This window comes from Roseimaritima sediminicola (genome assembly GCF_009618275.1).
Taxonomy (GTDB): domain Bacteria; phylum Planctomycetota; class Planctomycetia; order Pirellulales; family Pirellulaceae; genus Roseimaritima; species Roseimaritima sediminicola.
Genome location: NZ_WIAD01000005.1, coordinates 15,911 through 34,016, shown reverse-complemented (window position 1 = coordinate 34,016; position 18,106 = coordinate 15,911). Strand labels below are relative to the sequence as shown.

The following is an 18,106-nucleotide window of genomic DNA, read 5'->3' as shown; positions in this document are numbered from 1 at the left end:
CCCTGCGGGCTTGCGAAGGGGCTACGGATGCGCGAAAGTGACGGTAGCTAGTCGCTTTTTTCAGCAACCGATTGTGAAGGACGCCGCCGGTGTATCGCCTGTCCTCGCCCGGCCCTCGGCCTTCTCGGGTTGCTAGTCTGCTGTACGTCAGCCGCTGGTTCCTGGTGGCCGTGGCCGCCGGAGTGCTGCTGTGGGCTCGCCCCCGCGCGGCCGAGATGCAGATCGACCGCCGCATCGACCAGCTGTTCCCGGCGGCCGACCCCTCGGTCGATGCCTACCACTATCTGCGGGAAAACTTTGGCGGCAATGCCATCGTGTTGATGGTGTACGCGGACGCCGATTTATTTACCCCCGCCGGGATCGAACGCGCGGAACAGCTGGGCAGCCGCGTCGCCGAGGTTCCGGGCGTGCGAGCGGCCGTGACCGTATCGCATGTTTCGGCCGCGCTAGAGGAACTGCGGCCGCTGCGTCTGTTCGGCGGCGAGCGACCGCCGGCGGTGCTGGATTCGAACCGCGTCACGCACGCCTTTCGTCAGCTGTTCGCCGGCTACACGCACAACCGCGACGGCGATTACGGGGCCGTCGTCGTGATGCTCGAGCCCACCGATGCCAGCGAAAGCTACAGCGAAGCGATCGCTCGGCTTCGCGAAATCGCCGCCGACCTGCCCCAGCCGCTCGAAGACGCCGTCCTGGTTGGCCAGCCGGTGCTGGTCACCGAAGGCTACTCGTTGATCGTCCGCGATGGCCGGCGGCTTGGCACGACCACCCTGTGGTTGCTGTCAGCCGTTTTGCTGATCCTGTTTCGCACCGTCCGCTGGGTGCTGGTCGCCTGGGCGGTGATCCACTGGTCGACCACCGTGACGCGGGCCACCGCGGTCACCGCTGGGCTGCAACTGTCGCTGGTCTCGTCGATGCTCGCCGCGATCCTGACGGTGGTTGCCGTCGCGGCGATCATCCACGTCGCCATTGGCTGGCAACAACGACGCCGCCGCGGGGACAGCTTGCATGAAGCGAGCGTGCGAACGCTGTCGCGTCTGTCCCCGCCGATCCTGTGGGCCGTCATCACCGACGCGGCCGGGTTCGCGGCGCTGCTGGCATCGAACGTGGGCCCGGTTCGCGACTTCGGTCTGCTGATGGCCATCGGCGCCGCCGCGGTCCTGCTGGCGCTGATCCTGATCCTGCCCGCCGCGTTATCGTTGCCCTTGTCGGTGCCCACACGCCCCCTACCTGCCCGGCAAACAGGTCCCAACGGGTCAAACAAGCGGTCCGGCGGCCGCTGGCGACTGCTCCGCGCCGCCAACGCGCTCGAACGCCGGCTGCATCGCGGCATCGTACGGATGACCGCGGCGCTGCTGCGACGGCGCCGCTGGGTGATCGGCATCGTCGTGCTGCTCTCGGTGGCGACCGCCGGCGGGCTGGTTCGTCTGCAGGCGGAAACCAACTTCCTGCGCAACTTTCGTTCGACCAGCGAAATCACCACGGCGTACCGGTTGGTCGAAGAACGCTTCGGCGGCGCCGGCGTATGGGACGTGCTGGTGCCGGCGCCGAGCCGTTCGATCGACCGCACCTACATGCGCTCCGTCCGGCAGCTGGAACAGCATTTAAGAGACATCCGTCTGGAAGCCCACCCGGAGGCTCGGGTTCTGCACACTCTCAGCATCGCCAAGGTCGACGCCGCCGCGCAGCTGTCCTCCAACCCGCTGGTTCGGTTGGCCACGCCCGACATCCGGATCACCCGCATGCGAGGCGTGCTGCCGAACTTCACCCGCGCCCTGTTGATGCCGCCCAGTGCGCGGGAGGAGCGTTACCTGCGGATCATGCTGCGCAGTCCCGAAGACTTGTCGACCGAGGCCAAGACAGAATTAATTGCTGCGGTCGAGCGGGTCGTCGCCGAGCACACGCAGAGCGACCCCTGGCAGCAGCTGATGGACGGAGAACCGGCCGCGGCCGCCAGCCGGTCCCGAGTCACCGGCTACTACGTCCTGTTGGCCCGCCTGGTCGATCGTCTGCTGGCCGACCAGTGGACCTGTCTGCTGCTGGCCGCCACCGCTGTGTTTGTGGTGCTGGCCGTAGCCGCTCGGAACCTTCGCTGGGCGGCCCTGGCGATGGTGCCGAACCTGTTGCCCGTCCTGGTGACCTTGGCGATGCTGGGCTGGCTGGGCATTCCGATGAACATGGGCGGAGCGATGATCGCCGCCGTTTCCGTCGGACTGACGATCGACGGCACGATTCATTTTCTGGCCTCCTACCGCCGCTCGCGCAAGCGCTACGGGCGGACCGCCCGGCAAGCGGCCCTGAAGGCCCAAGGCCGCGTGGGACTGGCCATCCTGCTCTCCACGCTGGCGTTGGTCGCGGGCTTCAGCGTGCTGGCGGCCAGCGAGTTCGTGCCGACGGCCACCTTCGGCTGGCTGCTTTCCGCCGCGATGGCCCTGGGGATGTTGGCCAACCTGACGCTGCTGCCGGTGCTGCTGGGTAGGCGTGTTTCGACCGTTGAGCCGTTTGAGCGATAGCTCCGGTATTGATAGTGGCCGCGTGCAGGAATCGGGGCTATCGCCCAAACGGCTCACAATCGCAAAAACGGCAGATCGCTCTTCCCCCCGCGCCCCCTTTTCTGAAAAACTCCCTGGCTTCAGGAACCTGGATTCAACTCAAGAGGACGGTGGGTGTCATGGTGCGTAGTTTGATGATCTTTGCAATGTTCGGGGCGGTCGCCTTCATGGCCGGTTGGTTCACGATCAACCGCGAAGAAGGCCGCACGACCCTGGAGATCAACCGCGACGAAATTCGCAAAGACGCGGCCAACGCGGTCGATCGCGGCAAGGAATACCTCGAACAACGACGCCTGCAGCAAGCTCAGCAGCAACAGCAACAGCAACAATTCGGCCAACAGCACGGCGGCCAACCGGACAACCCTTGGAACACCACGGCCGGCCCCTGGAACTCGCCATCGGCTCCCCCAGCCACCCCGCCCTGGGCTCAGACCTCCGGCACCGCTCCGTCCCAAGCTCCGCCCGCTCAAGGCCCCTATCCGCCGGCACAGTACCCGCAGGGTCAGTATTCTCAAGGCCCGTATCCGCAAGGCGGCAGCTACAACGCTCCGGCCGCCTATTCGCCGGCGGCAAACCCCTGGCCCGCACCCAGCAACCAGGCGCCCAGCAACCAGGCGCCGCAGCAAGCCGGCCCGGCGTGGCCGCAGAACGGAAACTATTAAAACGATTAGGCCTGAGAGCCCGACGCTCCCAGAGGAGACTCTTCCAAAAGCCGGTTCGCCAGCAGCTCCGGCAAAGTCTTTTTAGGATTTTCCGACGCTAACGGAATCTATTCCGGCGAGCGTTTACTCCCCCCTCCGATTGGACCGTGGCGGTGTCAAGCGCCCAAAGTCTGGCGACTTCAGCTACGGTCCTATCCCAAGGCAACGCGATGACGCAGCACGAGTCTACGCGCTGAGATTCTTGGTCACGTCGGTCCGGTAGGCCACCATGGCCGGCAGCAGTCCAGCCAGGGCGGCCAGGGCCAACACCAGGGGCAGGATGACCAGTTCGTACTGCGAGGTGGAAAACAATCCCGGCCGAATCCCGGTCTGCGCTTCGATGTACCCGCCGGCCAACCAGATCGCTCCGTGAGCCAGTAACCACCCGCTCACACCGCCGATCACCGCGATCAATAGGCTCTCCAGCAGGATCACGGTGGTCACGGTATCGCGGCGGGCCCCCAGGGCGCGCATCACGGCGATGTCGCGCCGGCGGTCGCTCATCGAGTTGTAGATGCTGACCAGGATCCCCACGGCGGCGACCACACAGGTGATGACCGTGATGACCATCAAGGCGGTCAACAGCGGCACGACGATCAGGTTCATCAGTTTGTTGATCTCCAGCACCGGCGCGGCGGCCTGTGCGTAGATGTCTTCGTTGACGACGTTCTGAATCTGCGGGCCGAACAAGGGATTGCCGGTGCGGACCAGGATGCTGGTGACTTCGCGTTGCCGGATCATCAGCGGTTTGAACTTCGCCGCCCCACCGGCTTCACCGTCCTCGGCTTCGGCCGTTTCGGCTTCGGCCAAGGCCGCCTTTTCTTCTTCGCTGAGGTCTTCTTCATCGATGGGTTTGGCGTGGCCGCCCATCAAATAAAACCCTTCCAGGTTGACGATTGCCACGCGGTCGTTGGGCGTTCCGGTGGGCTTCATCACGCCGACGATCGTAAAGCCCAGATCGTGGCCGTGGCCGGTGGGGTCGCCGTGGGTGGGGAAGAATTCGTCGCCCACGCCGACGTTCATTTCCTGGGCCACGCGTGATCCCACGACGGCTTCGAAGTAACCGTACTGGTCGGAATGTTCTTCAAAGAAACGGCCCTCGGCGATTTCGAAGGGCTGGTCGACATCGGGGCCGTAGCGGAGCAGTTCGAAGAAGTCGGGCGTGGTGCCGACGACGCGAAAGGGACCGAAGAAATCGCCCAGCGCCAAGGGGATCGCAAAGCCGCCGCGGATGTAAGCGCTGTAGGCACCCTCCCGCTCGGCCAGTTCCGCCGGACCGCCAAAGCGACGCACCTGCTCGGCCCGCTGCTCCTTGGTCATGAACTCCATGTACTGCGTGTAGGGCAGGTTCTCGATCGGTTGGCTGAGGTAGTAGACGCTGTTAAGGGTCAGCTGCAGGGGGCTGCCCTTGGGCCCGACGACCAGGTTGTAGCCGACCGAGGCATTGCGTTCGAAAGCGTCTTTGACGATCCCGTAGACCGACAGCACGGCCACGGTCAGGGCCACACCCAGGGCCAGGGACAGGGTGGTCAGGATGCTGGCGAGCGACCGTTGTTGGAAGTTGCGCCAAGCGATTTGAAGGGTATTCATCAGTGCGTCATTCCCGCGGCGGCTTTGAACGCCAGATTGATATCAGCTAGGTTTTCCACGCGGTCGAACTGGTCGGCCACGTCCATCGTGTGGGTCACCAACAGCAGCGCGACCTGTTCGTCGCGGCAGGTTTCACGGATCAAGTCGATCACTTGCTGTTGGCTGGCCGGGTCGACATTGGCCGTCGGTTCGTCGGCCAACAACAACCGCGGCCGCGAAGCCAGGGCGCGGGCGATCGCCACCCGCTGCTGCTGTCCGACCGAGAGCTGTGAGGGGCGGTAATCGGCGCGTTCGGCCAAGCCCACGCGGTCGAGCAATTCGCGAGCTCGCTGGATGTCGTGTCGTCCGCTGGCAAAGCTCATCCCCAGCCGCACGTTTTCCAGGGCCGAAAAACCCGGCAGAAGATTAAACGTCTGAAACACGTACCCGAGCGTGGCCGCGCGGTAGCGATCCCGCCCCGATTCGCTCAGGCCGGTCAGTTCGATGTCGCCGACGCGGATCGACCCCTCGTCGGGGCTAGTCAGTCCGGCGATCAAATGCAGCAGCGTCGTCTTGCCGCCGCCGCTGCGTCCGATCAGCACGGCTTGTTCGCCGGCCGCCAGTTCGAACTGCGGCACCTCCAGGACGGTCAGCCGTCCGCCGCCGGGCTGGGCGAACGTCTTTTTCAGATCGCGGATGCGTAACAAAGCTCCAGAATTCATCGTCGGCCTCTCATCGCTCGCTGCAGACCGCGTTGGGTGTCGCGATCTTTCAGTGTTTGGCGTTTATCGTGCAATTGTTTTCCTTTCACCAATCCCATCACGCATTTCGCAATGCCGCGGTTGTTGAAATACACCCGCAAAGGAATGAGGGTCAGTCCACGCTGTTTGGCTTTCATCCCAAAGGCGTCCAGTTCCCGTTGATGGACCAACAGTTTCCGCGGTCGCCGCGGGTCGTGGTTCCACATCCCGGCGTTGGCGTAGTGACTGATGTCGGCTCCGATCAACCACAGTTCGTTGTTCTGAAAGCGGATATAGGCTTCGTCCAGAGACAGTTTGCCCTCGCGCATCGCCTTGACCTCGCTGCCCATCAGCATCATGCCGCATTCGAGCGTGTCCAGGACTTCGTACCGGTGCCGGGCCTTGCGGTTCTCCGACACCATGGTCATGACGGGCGGTTGGGCTTTGCCGCCCTTCTTGCCCTTTTTGCCTTTGTCGGACTTGCTGGATTTTTTGTTTTTCTTGGGCATCGGCGAGCGGAAAGGCGAACGGTGGCAAAGGCGCGAGGTGCTTGACCTTGTGACTTACTTGGTTTGGCGATTGTAGCCCCCGTCGCCCCGACGCCGAACCCGTTCTTCGTGTCCGCTTCGGCTTTGGTTCGTTTTCTTTCGCCGCCCGGCGGACGTCCTAACGTAAAACGGCTTTGTTTACTACAATGCGTAGGATCGAGTTTCACGGCTCGATTCCTGTTTCTCCCCCCTGTTTGTCGAGACCGCAATGGCTTTTCGTTTGCCCGTCGTTGCCGAACCCGAAATGCCCACCGGAACCGCCACGACGGCCAGTGGTCGCTTGCCGCGCTGGCTCAAACGCCCGGTTCCCAAGGGCAATGTCAACCACAAGACGGCCGGTCTGCTGGAAGAACTGGGCTTGGAGACGGTGTGTGACAACGCCAAATGCCCCAACCGCATGGAGTGCTACAGCCAACAAACGGCCACCTTTATGATTTTGGGCGCCGTCTGCACACGGCCCTGTGGCTTTTGCGCGGTGCATCGTGGCCGGCCGCCCGAGTTGCCCGCAGCCGACGAACCGCAGCGGGTGGCCGAAGCGGCCGCCCGACTGGGGCTGAAACACGTGGTCATCACCAGCGTCACGCGGGACGACCTGCCCGACGGAGGCGCCGACCATTTCTACCGGTGCATCCTGGCCGTTCGCGAGCGGACCGGGGCCAGCGTGGAAGTGCTGACCCCCGACTTTGTGCAGTGCAAAGACGCGCTTGCGCGAGTGATCGAAGCGGAACCCGAAGTTTTCAACCACAACATGGAAACGGTCGGCCGCCTGTATCGCCGCGTGCGGGGTCCCAAGAGCGATTACAGCTGGACCCTGGAAATGCTTCGCCGCGTCCAGGAGATGAACCCCAAGGTGAAGACCAAAAGCGGCCTGATGCTGGGCCTGGGCGAGACCCGCGACGAATTGCTCGAGGCCCTGGCCGATCTTCGCAGCCACAATGTGGACTTCTTGACCCTGGGCCAGTACCTGCAGCCGGGCGAGAAGTACCTGCCCGTGGTACGCTATGTTCCCCCCGAAGAATTTGACGAGCTGGGCGAGATCGCACGGCAGATGGGTTTCAAGAAAGTGGCCAGCGGGCCGTTCGTCCGCAGCAGCTACCACGCTCGCGACATGGCCGAAACCGCCTGATTGCCTCCCCTGCGACCTGCTCGCCCCCCGGCGAGCCGCTCGCTTCCCCTGCGAGCCGCCGCGGTTTATCTTAGCGAGCGGGTTTGCCAGGTCCTGGGCCTGTCAAGTTATGGGCCTGTCAAGTTTTTTGCGCGAATTGGGATGCCGGCATGGGGTTGACGTCCTTCGCCAGGTGGGCGTCTCTCGGTCCAACAGCGGTGCGATGAGCGAAATCCTGTTTCACTACAAGCGGCCCGACCCGGCGACCTGGGTCTACCTGTCGTCGTTCCTGACGATCGGGCTGTTCTTCGTGTTCCATCGCTTTTGGAGCATCCGGAACCTGGACATCGTGCTGCTGCTGCTGCTGGCGCCGGGCCTGTTGATGGTCCACAACGGCCGTCGCGACGAATTCCAGGCTCGCGAACGGAAAGCGGTCGCCGAAGCGGAATTGCCGTCGGACCTGGACCTGTCCCGCTTGTCCGAACAGACCGCCGCCCTGCTCGCTGCCGCGGACAACTCGCCCCCGAACAGCGCGACCCCGAACAGCTCGACCCCGAACAGCGCGACCCCGAACAGCGCCGCCGCGGAGGCCGAAGCCGCCGTCTTGACCGCCCTGCAAGCGGCCGAAGCGGACTCGACCGGTTCCGATGACGCTCGCTCCGAAGGACTCACCGCGATCGGCCCCGAGCTGACCGGCGCGCTCAGCCAGCGGCTCGAAGCGATCGGCGCCATCGAGGGCGCTCGCCGCCTGCAGCTGCGCGGGTTTGTCTGGTTGCTGGCGATCCAGATCCTGATCCTCCTGCGATTGTTGCTCGACGCCGCCATGGTTCGCCGTCCGCTGCTGGCTCCCAACCTGACCACCGGCGGGCTGTTTTTCATCGGTGCCTCGCTGGCCATCTTTCTGATGGCCAACGTCATCGGCAGCACCGCTCGCCAACAACTGGAACAGGGTCCGGAACTGAGCCGAGCGGGCTATCCGCTGATGCAAGCTCTGCCCACCCTGCCCACGCGAACCGAATCCTACGAGAGCCTCCGCCCGACGACGGTTCGCGCTCTTCCCGCCGACACCCTTCCCGCCGACACCCTTCCCGCCGAGGCCGCTCCGGGACGCGCCGGGGCGGTGATCGCGAGGATCCTGGTCATCGCCGCACACGTGTCGGTGTTGGTGGGGATCGTCTTGATTGGCTACCGCCACTTCGGCAATCTGCGAGCCGGAGCGGGTTGTGCGCTGCTGTACCTGCTGCTGCCCTACACGGCTCAGATGACAGGCCGGGTCGACCATGTGCTGCCTGCGGCGATGCTGGTCTGGGCCGTCCTGATGTATCGCCGGCCGCTGGTCGCCGGCATCTTTTTGGGGCTGGCCGCTGGCTTGGTCTATTACCCGCTGTTCCTGCTGCCGCTGTGGATCAGTTTCTACTGGCAGCGTGGTTTGAAGCGATTTAATTTTGGTGTCCTGATCACGATCGGCACGTTGATGCTGCTGCTGACGCTGGGCGGTTGGGAGGAATTCGGCGACCGGCTGCGGCAGATGTTCGGCCTGTGGTTGCCGCGGAGCCAGAATTTGGAAGGCGTCTGGGGCCTGGGCTGGTTCGCCATTTGGCGGCTTCCGGTGCTGGTCGCCTTTCTGCTGTTGGCCGGTTTCTATTCGATCTGGCCCGCTCAGAAGAACCTGGGGACGTTGATCAGTTGTTCGGCGTCCTTGATGGTGGCGGCCCAGTTCTGGCACGGCTACGGCGGCGGCCTGTACATTGCCTGGTTCCTGCCCCTGTTGTTATTGACCATCTTTCGGCCCAACCTCGAGGACCGCGTGGCCCTGAAAGTCATCGGCGGCGGCTCGCTGCCCAGCTCGCGCCGGGCCTCCAACTCCCAGACCGAGGCGGCCTAGATGCGGCTCCCCGAAAACGCTCCCTCCCCTGCGCAACCGGATTCGACCGCGACAGACGGCGATCCGACAACCTCTGCCGGCGCGGACGCCGGACCGGCGGTTCCGGCCGCAGCCGACGGCTGCCAGACGGCCCTGCATCGATACAGGAGGAACCTCACGGCACTGGCCGAGCAGCGTGAACAGCTCAAGCAGGTCGATCGCCGCTGGCACGTCCTCCGCATGACAGCCTTTCTGGTGGGCGGGGCCAGCCTGCTGTTCGGCTACCTCAGCCCGGGCCTGGGCGGATTGGTTTACCTGGGCTGGATCGCCGCGGTGGCCTTCCTGGTCGCCATCACGCTGCACCAACGCGTCCGCGATCAACTGGAAGAGATTCGCCGCGCCCGCGCGGTGCAGCGGCGGCTGGTGGCACGGCTCGAACGCCGCTGGGATCGCTTGCCGCTGTGGCACCCCACCGAGGCCTGGATGGACGAGAACGAAGTCTCGGCCGACGTCGCCGACGACCTGGATCTGTTCGGCCGCGGATCGCTGTTTCAATTGGCGTCGATGGCTTCGACCGGCCCGGGACTGAGAACCCTGGCCCGTTGGCTGGGCGGGCCGGCGCTGGCCGAACCGGCGGCCGCCCGCGCGGCCGCCGTCGCCGCGTTGGCCCCGCATCGCGATAGCCGCGAAGCGTTCTACCTGCTGGCCAAACGCGTCGCCGATGGGACCGCCGAACCGGACCGCTTTGTCGAGTGGGCCGGCAGCAAAACCTACCTGGACGGTCGCGACTGGCTGCGCATCTGGGCGCGGCTCTCGCCCATCGTGCTGGTCCTGGGCGTGATCCTCGGGATCGTCATGACCAGCGTCCCGATCCTGCTGGCCGCTGTCGGCGGCGTGGTGACCTTCAACGTCCTGCTGACCGTGCTGCACCTGGGACCGATCCACGACATCTTTTCGGTCGCGCTCAGCGGCCGCGGCGACGTCGACGGTTACACTCGCCTGTTTGCCACCGCCGAACACCTGCCCGACCAACCCGATACGCTGGCCGACATCAAGCGCCGGTTGGTCGACGATCCCGACGGGTCCGCCGTCGCGGCGCTTTCCCAGTTGCAGACGGCCGCCGCGATGGCGTCGCTGCGTCATTCGGGACTGTTGTTTCTGGTGTACGTGGTCCTGCAGGCGGTCGCGTTGTGGGACGTGCATGTGTTGGTGGCGCTGGAGAAGTGGCAGCGTAAACACGGCGGCAACGTCGCCGACTGGTTCGACGCCCTCGGTTCGCTCGAAGCCTTTATGTCGCTGGCCGCCCTGCGCGATGAATACCCGGCCTGGGCCGAAGCCACTTGGACGACGCCCGCCGACGACTGCACGCTGGCGGCCAAACAGCTGGGCCATCCGCTGCTTGCCGATTCCGAGCGCGTGTCCAACGACGTGGTGATCGGTCCGCCGGGGAGCGTGCTGTTGGTGACCGGGTCGAACATGTCGGGCAAAAGCACCATGCTCCGCTCGGTGGGCCTGAACGCCATGCTGGCCGCGGCCGGCGGTCCGGTGTGCGCGGCCGAACTGGCGCTGCCGTCGCTGGAGCTTTCGACCAGCATTCGCGTTCGCGACAGTGTTCGCGAAGGCGTCTCGTTTTACATGGCCGAACTGAAACGGCTCCGCGCCGTCGTCCAGCACGCTCGCCAACGTCGCGCGAGCCAGGACCGCCGCGTGCTGTACCTGCTGGACGAAATCCTGCAGGGCACCAATAACCGCGAACGCCAGATCGCGGTCGCTCGCGTGCTGGGACATCTGATCGACTCCGGAGCGATCGGCGCGATCAGCACCCACGACCTGGACCTGGCCGACGATCCGCTGCTGAAAAGCGTCGCCCATCCGGTACACTTCCGCGAAACGATCGAACAAGACGCCGAGGGTCGCGACACGATGACTTTCGACTACGTGATGCGACAAGGCGTGACGCCCACGACCAACGCCCTGCGCCTGCTGGAAATGGTAGGCCTGGGCGATCAATAGTGGCATAGGCTTCCAGCCTGTGAACAGTGGCATAGGCTTCCAGCCTGTGAACAGTGGCATAGGCTTCCAGCCTGTGAACAGTGGCATAGGCTTCCAGCCTGTGAAAGCAGTGGCATAGGCTTCCAGCCTGTGAACCTGCCTGGTCTCGGCTGGGACAGCCGAGCTACTCTGTGGCCCCTGCCCCCTTCCCTCCTTTGCTTCCCATCATCATGCGACGCACCCTTCAACGCGGCGTCTGTGCCGCCTGGCTTGCTCTGTCTCTTTCCTGCCTCGCGGCGACTTCGGTTCGCGGTGACGACTGGCCCCAGTGGATGGGCCCGGAGCGTGACAACGTGTGGCGCGAGCAGGGAATCGTCGACACCTTTCCCGAGGCCGGTCCGCCGGTCCGCTGGAAAACGCCGGTCGCCAACGGCTACAGCGGTCCGGCCGTGGCCGATGGCCGCGTCTTCCTGACCGATTACCGGACCGCCGACAAATTGGACGAGTCGCTGCCGGAGAACGCGACGGGCCTGGAACGCGTGCTGTGCCTGGATCAGAACGATGGCCGCGTGCTGTGGCAGCACGCCTACCCGGTGCACTACGACATCTCCTACCCCAACGGCCCTCGCTGCACGCCCACGGTCGACGAAGACCGCGTGTACACGCTGGGCGCCGAGGGCCACCTGCACTGCTTGGCCACCGCCGACGGGCGAGTCCTCTGGTCGAAGAATCTGCCGAAGGCCTACGGTGCGAAAACGCCGCTGTGGGGATACGCCGGGCATCCGCTGGTCGACGGACCTCGCTTGATCGTGGTCGCCGGCGGGCCGGGCAGCCATGCCGTGGCGCTCGACAAACACAGCGGCGAAGAGATCTGGCGGCAGGGCACCAGTCCCGAACAGGGATACTGCCCGCCGACGATCATTCGGGCGGCGGGCGTCCGGCAATTAATTCTGCTGCACGCCGGAGCCTTGGAATCGGTCGATCCGGAAACGGGCCAAGCCTACTGGTCGGTGCCCTACGAGGCGGACAACGGCTCGGTGATCATGACGCCCGTTTACCACGAGGGACTGCTGTTCGCCGGCGGATTCAGCCGCCGCAACCTGTTGGTGGAACTGGATCAAGACCGGCCGGCGGCCACCGTGCTGTGGCGGGATGTGCGCCGGGCGGCTCTCTCGCCGGTGAACGTCCAACCGTTTGTCGAGGCCGGCACGATGTACGGCATGAGCCAGGACGGGGTGCTGTACGCGGTGGATTTCGCCAGCGGCCAGCGGCTGTGGGAATCGACCGCTCCGCTCCAGAGCGAGCGACCACAGAAAGTCGGGACCGCGTTTATGGTCCGGCACAAGGACCACGTGTGGATGTTCACCGAAGGCGGCGAGCTGGTGATCACGCGACTATCGCCGGAGGGTTATCAAGAAATCGACCGGACAAAAATCATCGCTCCCACGGCGACGGCGTATGGGCGGCGAGTCGTCTGGTCGGCTCCGGCTTGGGCGGGTGGGTGCGTCTTCGTCCGCAATGACGAAGCCTGCGTGTGCGTGGATCTGAGGCGGCAGGACTAATGTTCAAGCTTCGGCTAGGAAGCGGCGAGGCGGTCCAAAGTCTGGCGACTTCAGCTACGGCCAGATTCTAGAATCAAATGCTGATACACCACTAACCGGCCAAACCAAACCGGCGGGTAAACCGCAGCGAACGGTAGTGGGCGTACCAGCGGCGTTTGGCTAGGTTGTCACTGTGTCGGCGTTTGCGTTGTCCGTCAGGCATAATTTTTCTCCTGTGTGGTGGGCTATCCTCCTAAGCGGACCGGCGAGAAAAATGTTACGTGTTGGCCGGTGTTTCGCCATCAGTAAGATCATCGCATTCCCCTTGTTAACGGGACACTTTTTTGCCGGATTTCGACATCGCGATCGTGGGGGCCGGAGCGGCCGGTTTGGTGGCGGCAGCCCGAGCCGCCGAGCGAGCCGACGGCCGGCGAATCGTGCTGCTGGAGAAGAACCGCAAAACGGGTGCCAAAATCCTGATGAGCGGCGGCACGCGCTGCAATCTGACCCACGACTGCGACGCCGAAGGCATCCTCGCAGCCTTCGGACGCCCCGGGCGATTCCTGCGTCAGGCCCTCCAGGAGTTAACGCCTCGCGACACCGTGGCGATGTTCAACCGGCTGGGCGTGGCAACGAAAGTCGAAGCGACCGGCAAGGTGTTTCCGCAGAATGACCGCGCGGTCGAGGTTCGCGATGCCCTGCTCGCCGACGTGCTGCGCCGCGGCGTTCGCCTGCGAACCGAAGCCGGCGTGCGCGAGCTGCATCGGTGCGCGGACGGCTTCCGGCTCGATACGGCCGCCGGACCGCTGTCGGCCCGCCGCGTGATCGTCACCTCCGGCGGCCGCAGCTGGCCCGGCTGCGGCACCACCGGCGACGGCTACGGCTGGCTGGAGCGGCTCGGACACACGATCGAACCGACGCGCCCGGCCCTGGTACCGCTGACCGGCGGCGCGGCCTGGTCCCGGCAGCTCAGCGGCGTCACCCTGGACGACGTCCAGCTGGGCGTCTGGCAGCGGCCGGAAGCGGCCGGAGCGACGGCCAAGAAAGCTCGCCGCAAAGCCAAACCCGAGTGCCTGCGCCGGGGCGGATTCCTGTTCACCCACCAAGGCTTCTCCGGCCCGGCCGTGATGGACGTCAGCCGCGAACTGACCATCCCGAAAGGTCCCGAGCAGCGGCGGCTGCGTGCCGACTTCTTGCCGGACACCAGCGACGGACAGTTGCTCGACTGGCTCACCGCCCAGCGGCAGCGAGCCGGCGGGCAGAACGTCGCCGGACTGCTCGCCCAGCGGCTGCCGCGGCGACTGGCCGCCGAGCTGGTCCAGCAAGCCGCTGGCGACGCGGCCGCTCAGCCGCTGGCCGGCCACAGCGACGCGGCGCTGCGGCGATTGGTCGAGAGCGTCAAGCGCTGCGAGCTGCACGTGCACGGTTCGCGCGGATTTGAGAAAGCCGAAGTCACCGCCGGCGGCGTGCGGCTGAGCGAGGTGGATCCGCGGACGATGCAGAGCCGCCTGGTGCCGGGTTTATACATCGCCGGCGAGATCCTGGACCTGGACGGCTGGATCGGCGGCTACAACTTCCAAAGCGCCTTCAGCACCGGCCACGTCGCCGGCAGCGCCGCGGGGGAGATGGAAATCTGAAATCTGCTGATTCTAACGGAATCTATGTATGGCGTGCGAAGCTCGGTCGCAGCAGCCACGCCAGTGGCGACAGAATGTAGCCATGGGCGTCAGCCCATGGTATGGGTGCCCCCAACGGCATTTAGTCCCGAAGGGACGACAGGAATGCATCTCCTGTCGTCCCTTCGGGACTAGCGTAATCGTGTCGTTCTCGTACCACGCACCTCGCGCCCGTGGCTACATCCTGCCGTCCCTGCGGGACTAAAACACGAGTTACGAATGAAAATTCGCGTACATAGAATCCGGTAGAGTTAGGAAATCTGAAAATCTCAAATCGAGCACCATCCGAACTCGCAACTCGCAACTCGCAACTCGCAACTCGCAACTCGCAACTCGCCACTCGCCACTCGCCACTCGCCACTCGCCACTCGCCACTCGCCACGAACAACCAAACTCTGGCGAGTTCAGCTACGGGGCTCATCAACCATCAACCATCAACCATCAACCATCAACCAACAACCAACAACCAACAACCAACAACCAACAACCAACAACCAACAACCAACAACCAACAACCAACAACCAACCCACGCTTCCCTCTCCCTCCGTTTGCCCTTGGCCGTCTGCCGTTACAATACCGCGGCTGTCTCGTCATTCTTCTCTTCTTTGCCGGCTGACTCGATGCCTGACTTGATCGCCCAGGGGCCTCGGATGAGCGACCGGTGGCGGCGGACGCTGCCCGCTGGTGGCGATGGCGATGGGCCTGCGCCCAGCGTTTGCATCGGCCGCGTCGAAGGTACCTGGCAGGTCGAATGGGATGACCGGATCTCGCGCGAGCACGCGCGAGTGACGCTGCAAAGCGATGGCCGCGTGCTGGTCCAGCGGCTGCCTTCGGGCCGCAATCCGATCTTTCACTTCGGCCAACGCAGCGACCGTTTTGTGCTGGCTGCCGGCGAACATTTTGTCATCGGACGCACCACGTTCACCCTGGCCAACCGGCCGGCCGTCAGCTCCGATTCCGACGATGCCGTGGGCGTCACCGAACACGCGTACGACCGCGCGATGCTGCGGCGACAAGGCTTCCGCGATGCGCCCCGCCGAATCGATGTGCTGGGCCGGCTTCCCGACTTGATCGCCGGCAGCAGCAACGACAACGAATTGTTGGTGCGGGTCGCCGGCGTGCTGCTGCAGGCCACGCCGGATGCCTCGGCCGTGGCCATTCTGCAGGTCGTCCAGAATAAGACGGCCCCGCCGACGACACCCCCAAACGCCCCGGATGACGGGGACGAATCAAAGAGCGACCAAGACGATGTGTCTTCGACCGCCGGAGACGAGGTGCGGGTGCTGCACTACGACACGCGACTGGCCGACCGGCCGGGCCCGAGCCCCAGTGCGCGGTTGGCTCGCCGAGCGGTGCGTGCGGGCGAGAGCGTGCTGCACCTGTGGAGCGGCCGCTCGCGAAAGGACGACGCCCCGGCCGGGACCGCTTACACGGCCAGCGAAGATGTCGACTGGGCGTTCTGTGTGCCGATCCCCTCGGACGCCTGTCGCGGCTGGGCCCTGTACGTGACGGGACAGCTGGGCGTGCACGGTGGGGTGCGGCTGGAACAATCGCTGCAAGCCGCCCCGACCGATCTGCAGGACGACGTCAAATTCACCGAACTGGTCGCCACGACGCTGGGCAACTTGCGCCAAGTCCGTTCGCTGCAGCGGCGGCAAGCCGGGCTGCGGCGGTTCTTCGCTCCGGTCGTGATGGACGCCCTGGCGACCCGCGACGCCGACGAAGTGCTCGAGCCGCGTGAGGCCGACGTGTCGGTGCTGTTCTGCGACCTCCGCGGTTTCTCGCGCCGCAGCGAACAGGCGTCGGACCAGCTGCTGGACCTGCTGACGCGCGTCAGCGAAGCTCTGGGCGTGATGACGCGGCACATCCTGGACCGCGACGGCGTGGTCGGCGACTTCCACGGCGACGCGGCGATGGGCTTTTGGGGTTGGCCGCTGGACCAGGCCGACGCCCCGGGACGAGCTTGCCGGGCGGCGCTGGCGATCAACGATGAATTCCTCACCGCGGCGACCGGGGCCAATCGCCCGATGAGCGGGTTTCGCTGCGGGATCGGCATCGCCACGGGCCGCGCCGTAGCCGGCCGCATCGGCACGATCGACCAGGTCAAGGTGACGGCGTTCGGACCGGTGGTGAACCTGGCCAGCCGGCTGGAAGGCATGACGCGTCCCCTGGCCGCCGAGATCCTGATCGACGAACCGACCGCCACGTTTGTCCGCCACAGCGTCCCGCCCACGGTCGCTCGCGTCCGCCGCTTGCTGCGCGTGCGCCCGGCAGGCTTCCAGTCGGCCATCGACGTCTGCCAATTGCTGCCGCCGGCCGGGCCTCAGTCGCCGCTGAGCGACGAGGATCTGGGGCAGTACGAAGCCGCGCTGGATGCCCTGATCCTGGGCCGCTGGGACGAAGCGTTCGCCGCCCTGCACGAAGTGCCCACGGCCGATCGTGCCAAGGATTTCCTAACCGCCACGATCGCTCGTCACGGCCGCGTCGCTCCGCCGGGCTGGGACGGCGTGATCGATCTGCCTAAAAACTAGCGACGAGACAATCCTACAATGCATGTATTGGTAACCGGATGCGGTGGCTTCCTCGGCTCGGAAATCGTCCGTCAACTGCTCCGCCGCGGCGACAGCGTTCGTGGGCTGGGCCGCCGCGAGTACCCACAGCTGACCGACGCCGGGATGCAGCTGCACCAGGGTGACGTTCGCGATGCGACCACCGTGCGGGAGGCTTGCCGCGGCGTCGACGCCGTCGTGCACACGGCCGCCAAGGCCGGGGTGTGGGGCAGCTGGAAGTCGTACTACGAGATCAACACGCTGGGCACCGAGAACGTGCTCCGCGGCTGCGAGGCCGAGGGCGTTAAGGCGTTGGTCTATACGAGCAGCCCCAGCGTGACGTTCGATGGCCAGGATCAATCGGGCATCGATGAATCGGCCCCCTACCCGACTCGGTGGCTGTGCCATTACCCGCACACCAAAGCGCTGGGCGAACAAGCGGTCCTGGCGGCTCATCGGCCGGGCTCGCTGCAAACCGCTTCGCTGCGTCCGCATTTGATTTGGGGCGAACAGGACCCGCATCTCTTCCCACGGCTGATCGCCCGCGCTCGTTCGGGGCGGCTGCGCATCGTCGGCGATGGGCAAAACCGGATCGACACGGTGCACGTGGAAAACGCCGCAGCCGCTCACCTCTGCGCCCTGGACCGGTTGGACGAAGATGCGAACAGCCCGGCGGGCGGACGCGCCTATTTCATTACCCAGGACGAACCGGTGCCCTGCTGGAAATGGATCGCCGACGTGCTGCAAGCGGCCGGCGTCGAACCACCGCGCCGGCGGATCGGTTTCGCCGCGGCGTGGCGAGCGGGCGCGGTCCTAGAAGGCCTGTACCGGGCCACGGGGCGCAAGAGCGAGCCGCCGATGACGCGTTTCCTAGCAGCCCAGCTGGCCAAGGACCACTACTTCGACATCTCCGCCGCCCGCCAAAGGCTGGGGTACCAGCCGGCGGTCAGCAACGCCGAAGGCCTCGAGCGGCTGCGGAAAGCGTGGGAGGGGGGGGTTGGTTGATGGTTGATGGTTGATGGTTGTTAGTGGCGAGTGGCGAGTTCGGACGGTGCTAGATTTGAGATTTGCTGACTCCGGCGGAATCTATGCATGGCGTGCGAAGCTCGGGGCGCAGCAGCCACGGCAGTGGCGACATGTGGTAGCCCCAGGCGCGAGCCTGGGGTGCCGCCCCCACAACCGCGCGCCAGTCCCAGAGGGACGGCATGAAATCTGATGCGATCCTTCATGTCGCCCTTCCAGGGCTTTCGCTTACGTTCATTCCGGTTTCC

At 65.3% G+C, this 18,106-nt stretch carries 12 protein-coding genes; 9 read left to right on the top strand and 3 right to left on the bottom strand.

Annotated features, from left to right (window positions below):
• The first annotated feature begins 89 nt into the window (after positions 1-89).
• A complete protein-coding gene (locus tag GE027_RS04490) occupies positions 90-2,510 on the top strand; it encodes an efflux RND transporter permease subunit (protein WP_153555989.1) in 2,421 nt (806 codons plus the stop codon).
• A 158-nt stretch (positions 2,511-2,668) separates the two neighbouring features.
• Positions 2,669-3,211 (top strand): hypothetical protein, encoded by a 543-nt coding sequence (locus GE027_RS04485; RefSeq protein WP_153555988.1) that lies wholly within the window; start codon positions 2,669-2,671, stop codon positions 3,209-3,211.
• 225 nt (positions 3,212-3,436) lie between these two features.
• On the opposite strand, the gene GE027_RS04480 is transcribed toward GE027_RS04485, so the two are convergent.
• Genes GE027_RS04480 through smpB form a run of 3 tightly spaced genes read right to left on the bottom strand, consistent with a single transcriptional unit; the run spans position 3,437 to position 6,068 of the window.
• Positions 3,437-4,840 carry an ABC transporter permease gene (locus GE027_RS04480; protein WP_153555987.1) on the bottom strand — a complete coding sequence of 468 codons (1,404 nt, stop codon included), beginning with the start codon at positions 4,838-4,840 and terminating at the stop codon, positions 3,437-3,439.
• Entirely contained in the window at positions 4,840-5,541 is a 702-nt protein-coding gene (locus GE027_RS04475; protein ID WP_153555986.1) for an ABC transporter ATP-binding protein, read from the bottom strand. The genes GE027_RS04480 and GE027_RS04475 overlap by 1 nt, the downstream gene beginning before the upstream one ends.
• Positions 5,538-6,068: an SsrA-binding protein SmpB gene (gene smpB, locus GE027_RS04470; protein ID WP_153555985.1), complete on the bottom strand. Its 531-nt coding sequence runs from the start codon at positions 6,066-6,068 to the stop codon at positions 5,538-5,540. The genes GE027_RS04475 and smpB overlap by 4 nt, the downstream gene beginning before the upstream one ends.
• 247 nt (positions 6,069-6,315) lie before the next feature.
• On the opposite strand from smpB, the gene lipA reads away from it, so the two are divergent.
• The 7 genes from lipA to GE027_RS04435 all read left to right on the top strand — a co-directional run bounded on the left by lipA (position 6,316) and on the right by GE027_RS04435 (position 17,840).
• Positions 6,316-7,233, top strand: a complete 918-nt coding sequence (gene lipA / locus GE027_RS04465; RefSeq protein WP_153555984.1) for a lipoyl synthase — start codon at positions 6,316-6,318, stop codon at positions 7,231-7,233.
• A gap of 202 nt (positions 7,234-7,435) precedes the next feature.
• Positions 7,436-9,097, top strand: a complete 1,662-nt coding sequence (locus tag GE027_RS04460) for a hypothetical protein (RefSeq protein ID WP_153555983.1) — start codon at positions 7,436-7,438, stop codon at positions 9,095-9,097.
• The gene (locus GE027_RS04455) at positions 9,098-11,089 is read left to right on the top strand and encodes a MutS-related protein (protein WP_153555982.1); all 1,992 of its coding nucleotides are present in this window, start codon (positions 9,098-9,100) and stop codon (positions 11,087-11,089) included. It begins immediately after the preceding gene.
• 209 nt (positions 11,090-11,298) lie between these two features.
• Entirely contained in the window at positions 11,299-12,630 is a 1,332-nt protein-coding gene (locus GE027_RS04450) for a PQQ-binding-like beta-propeller repeat protein (RefSeq protein ID WP_153555981.1), read from the top strand.
• A gap of 323 nt (positions 12,631-12,953) precedes the next feature.
• Entirely contained in the window at positions 12,954-14,246 is a 1,293-nt protein-coding gene (locus GE027_RS04445; RefSeq protein ID WP_153555980.1) for a BaiN/RdsA family NAD(P)/FAD-dependent oxidoreductase, read from the top strand.
• Between the two features lie 660 nt (positions 14,247-14,906).
• Positions 14,907-16,817, top strand: a complete 1,911-nt coding sequence (locus GE027_RS04440; protein ID WP_237607265.1) for an adenylate/guanylate cyclase domain-containing protein — start codon at positions 14,907-14,909, stop codon at positions 16,815-16,817.
• An 18-nt stretch (positions 16,818-16,835) separates the two neighbouring features.
• Positions 16,836-17,840: an NAD-dependent epimerase/dehydratase family protein gene (locus GE027_RS04435; protein WP_153555979.1), complete on the top strand. Its 1,005-nt coding sequence runs from the start codon at positions 16,836-16,838 to the stop codon at positions 17,838-17,840.
• Positions 17,841-18,106: the final 266 nt, after the last annotated feature.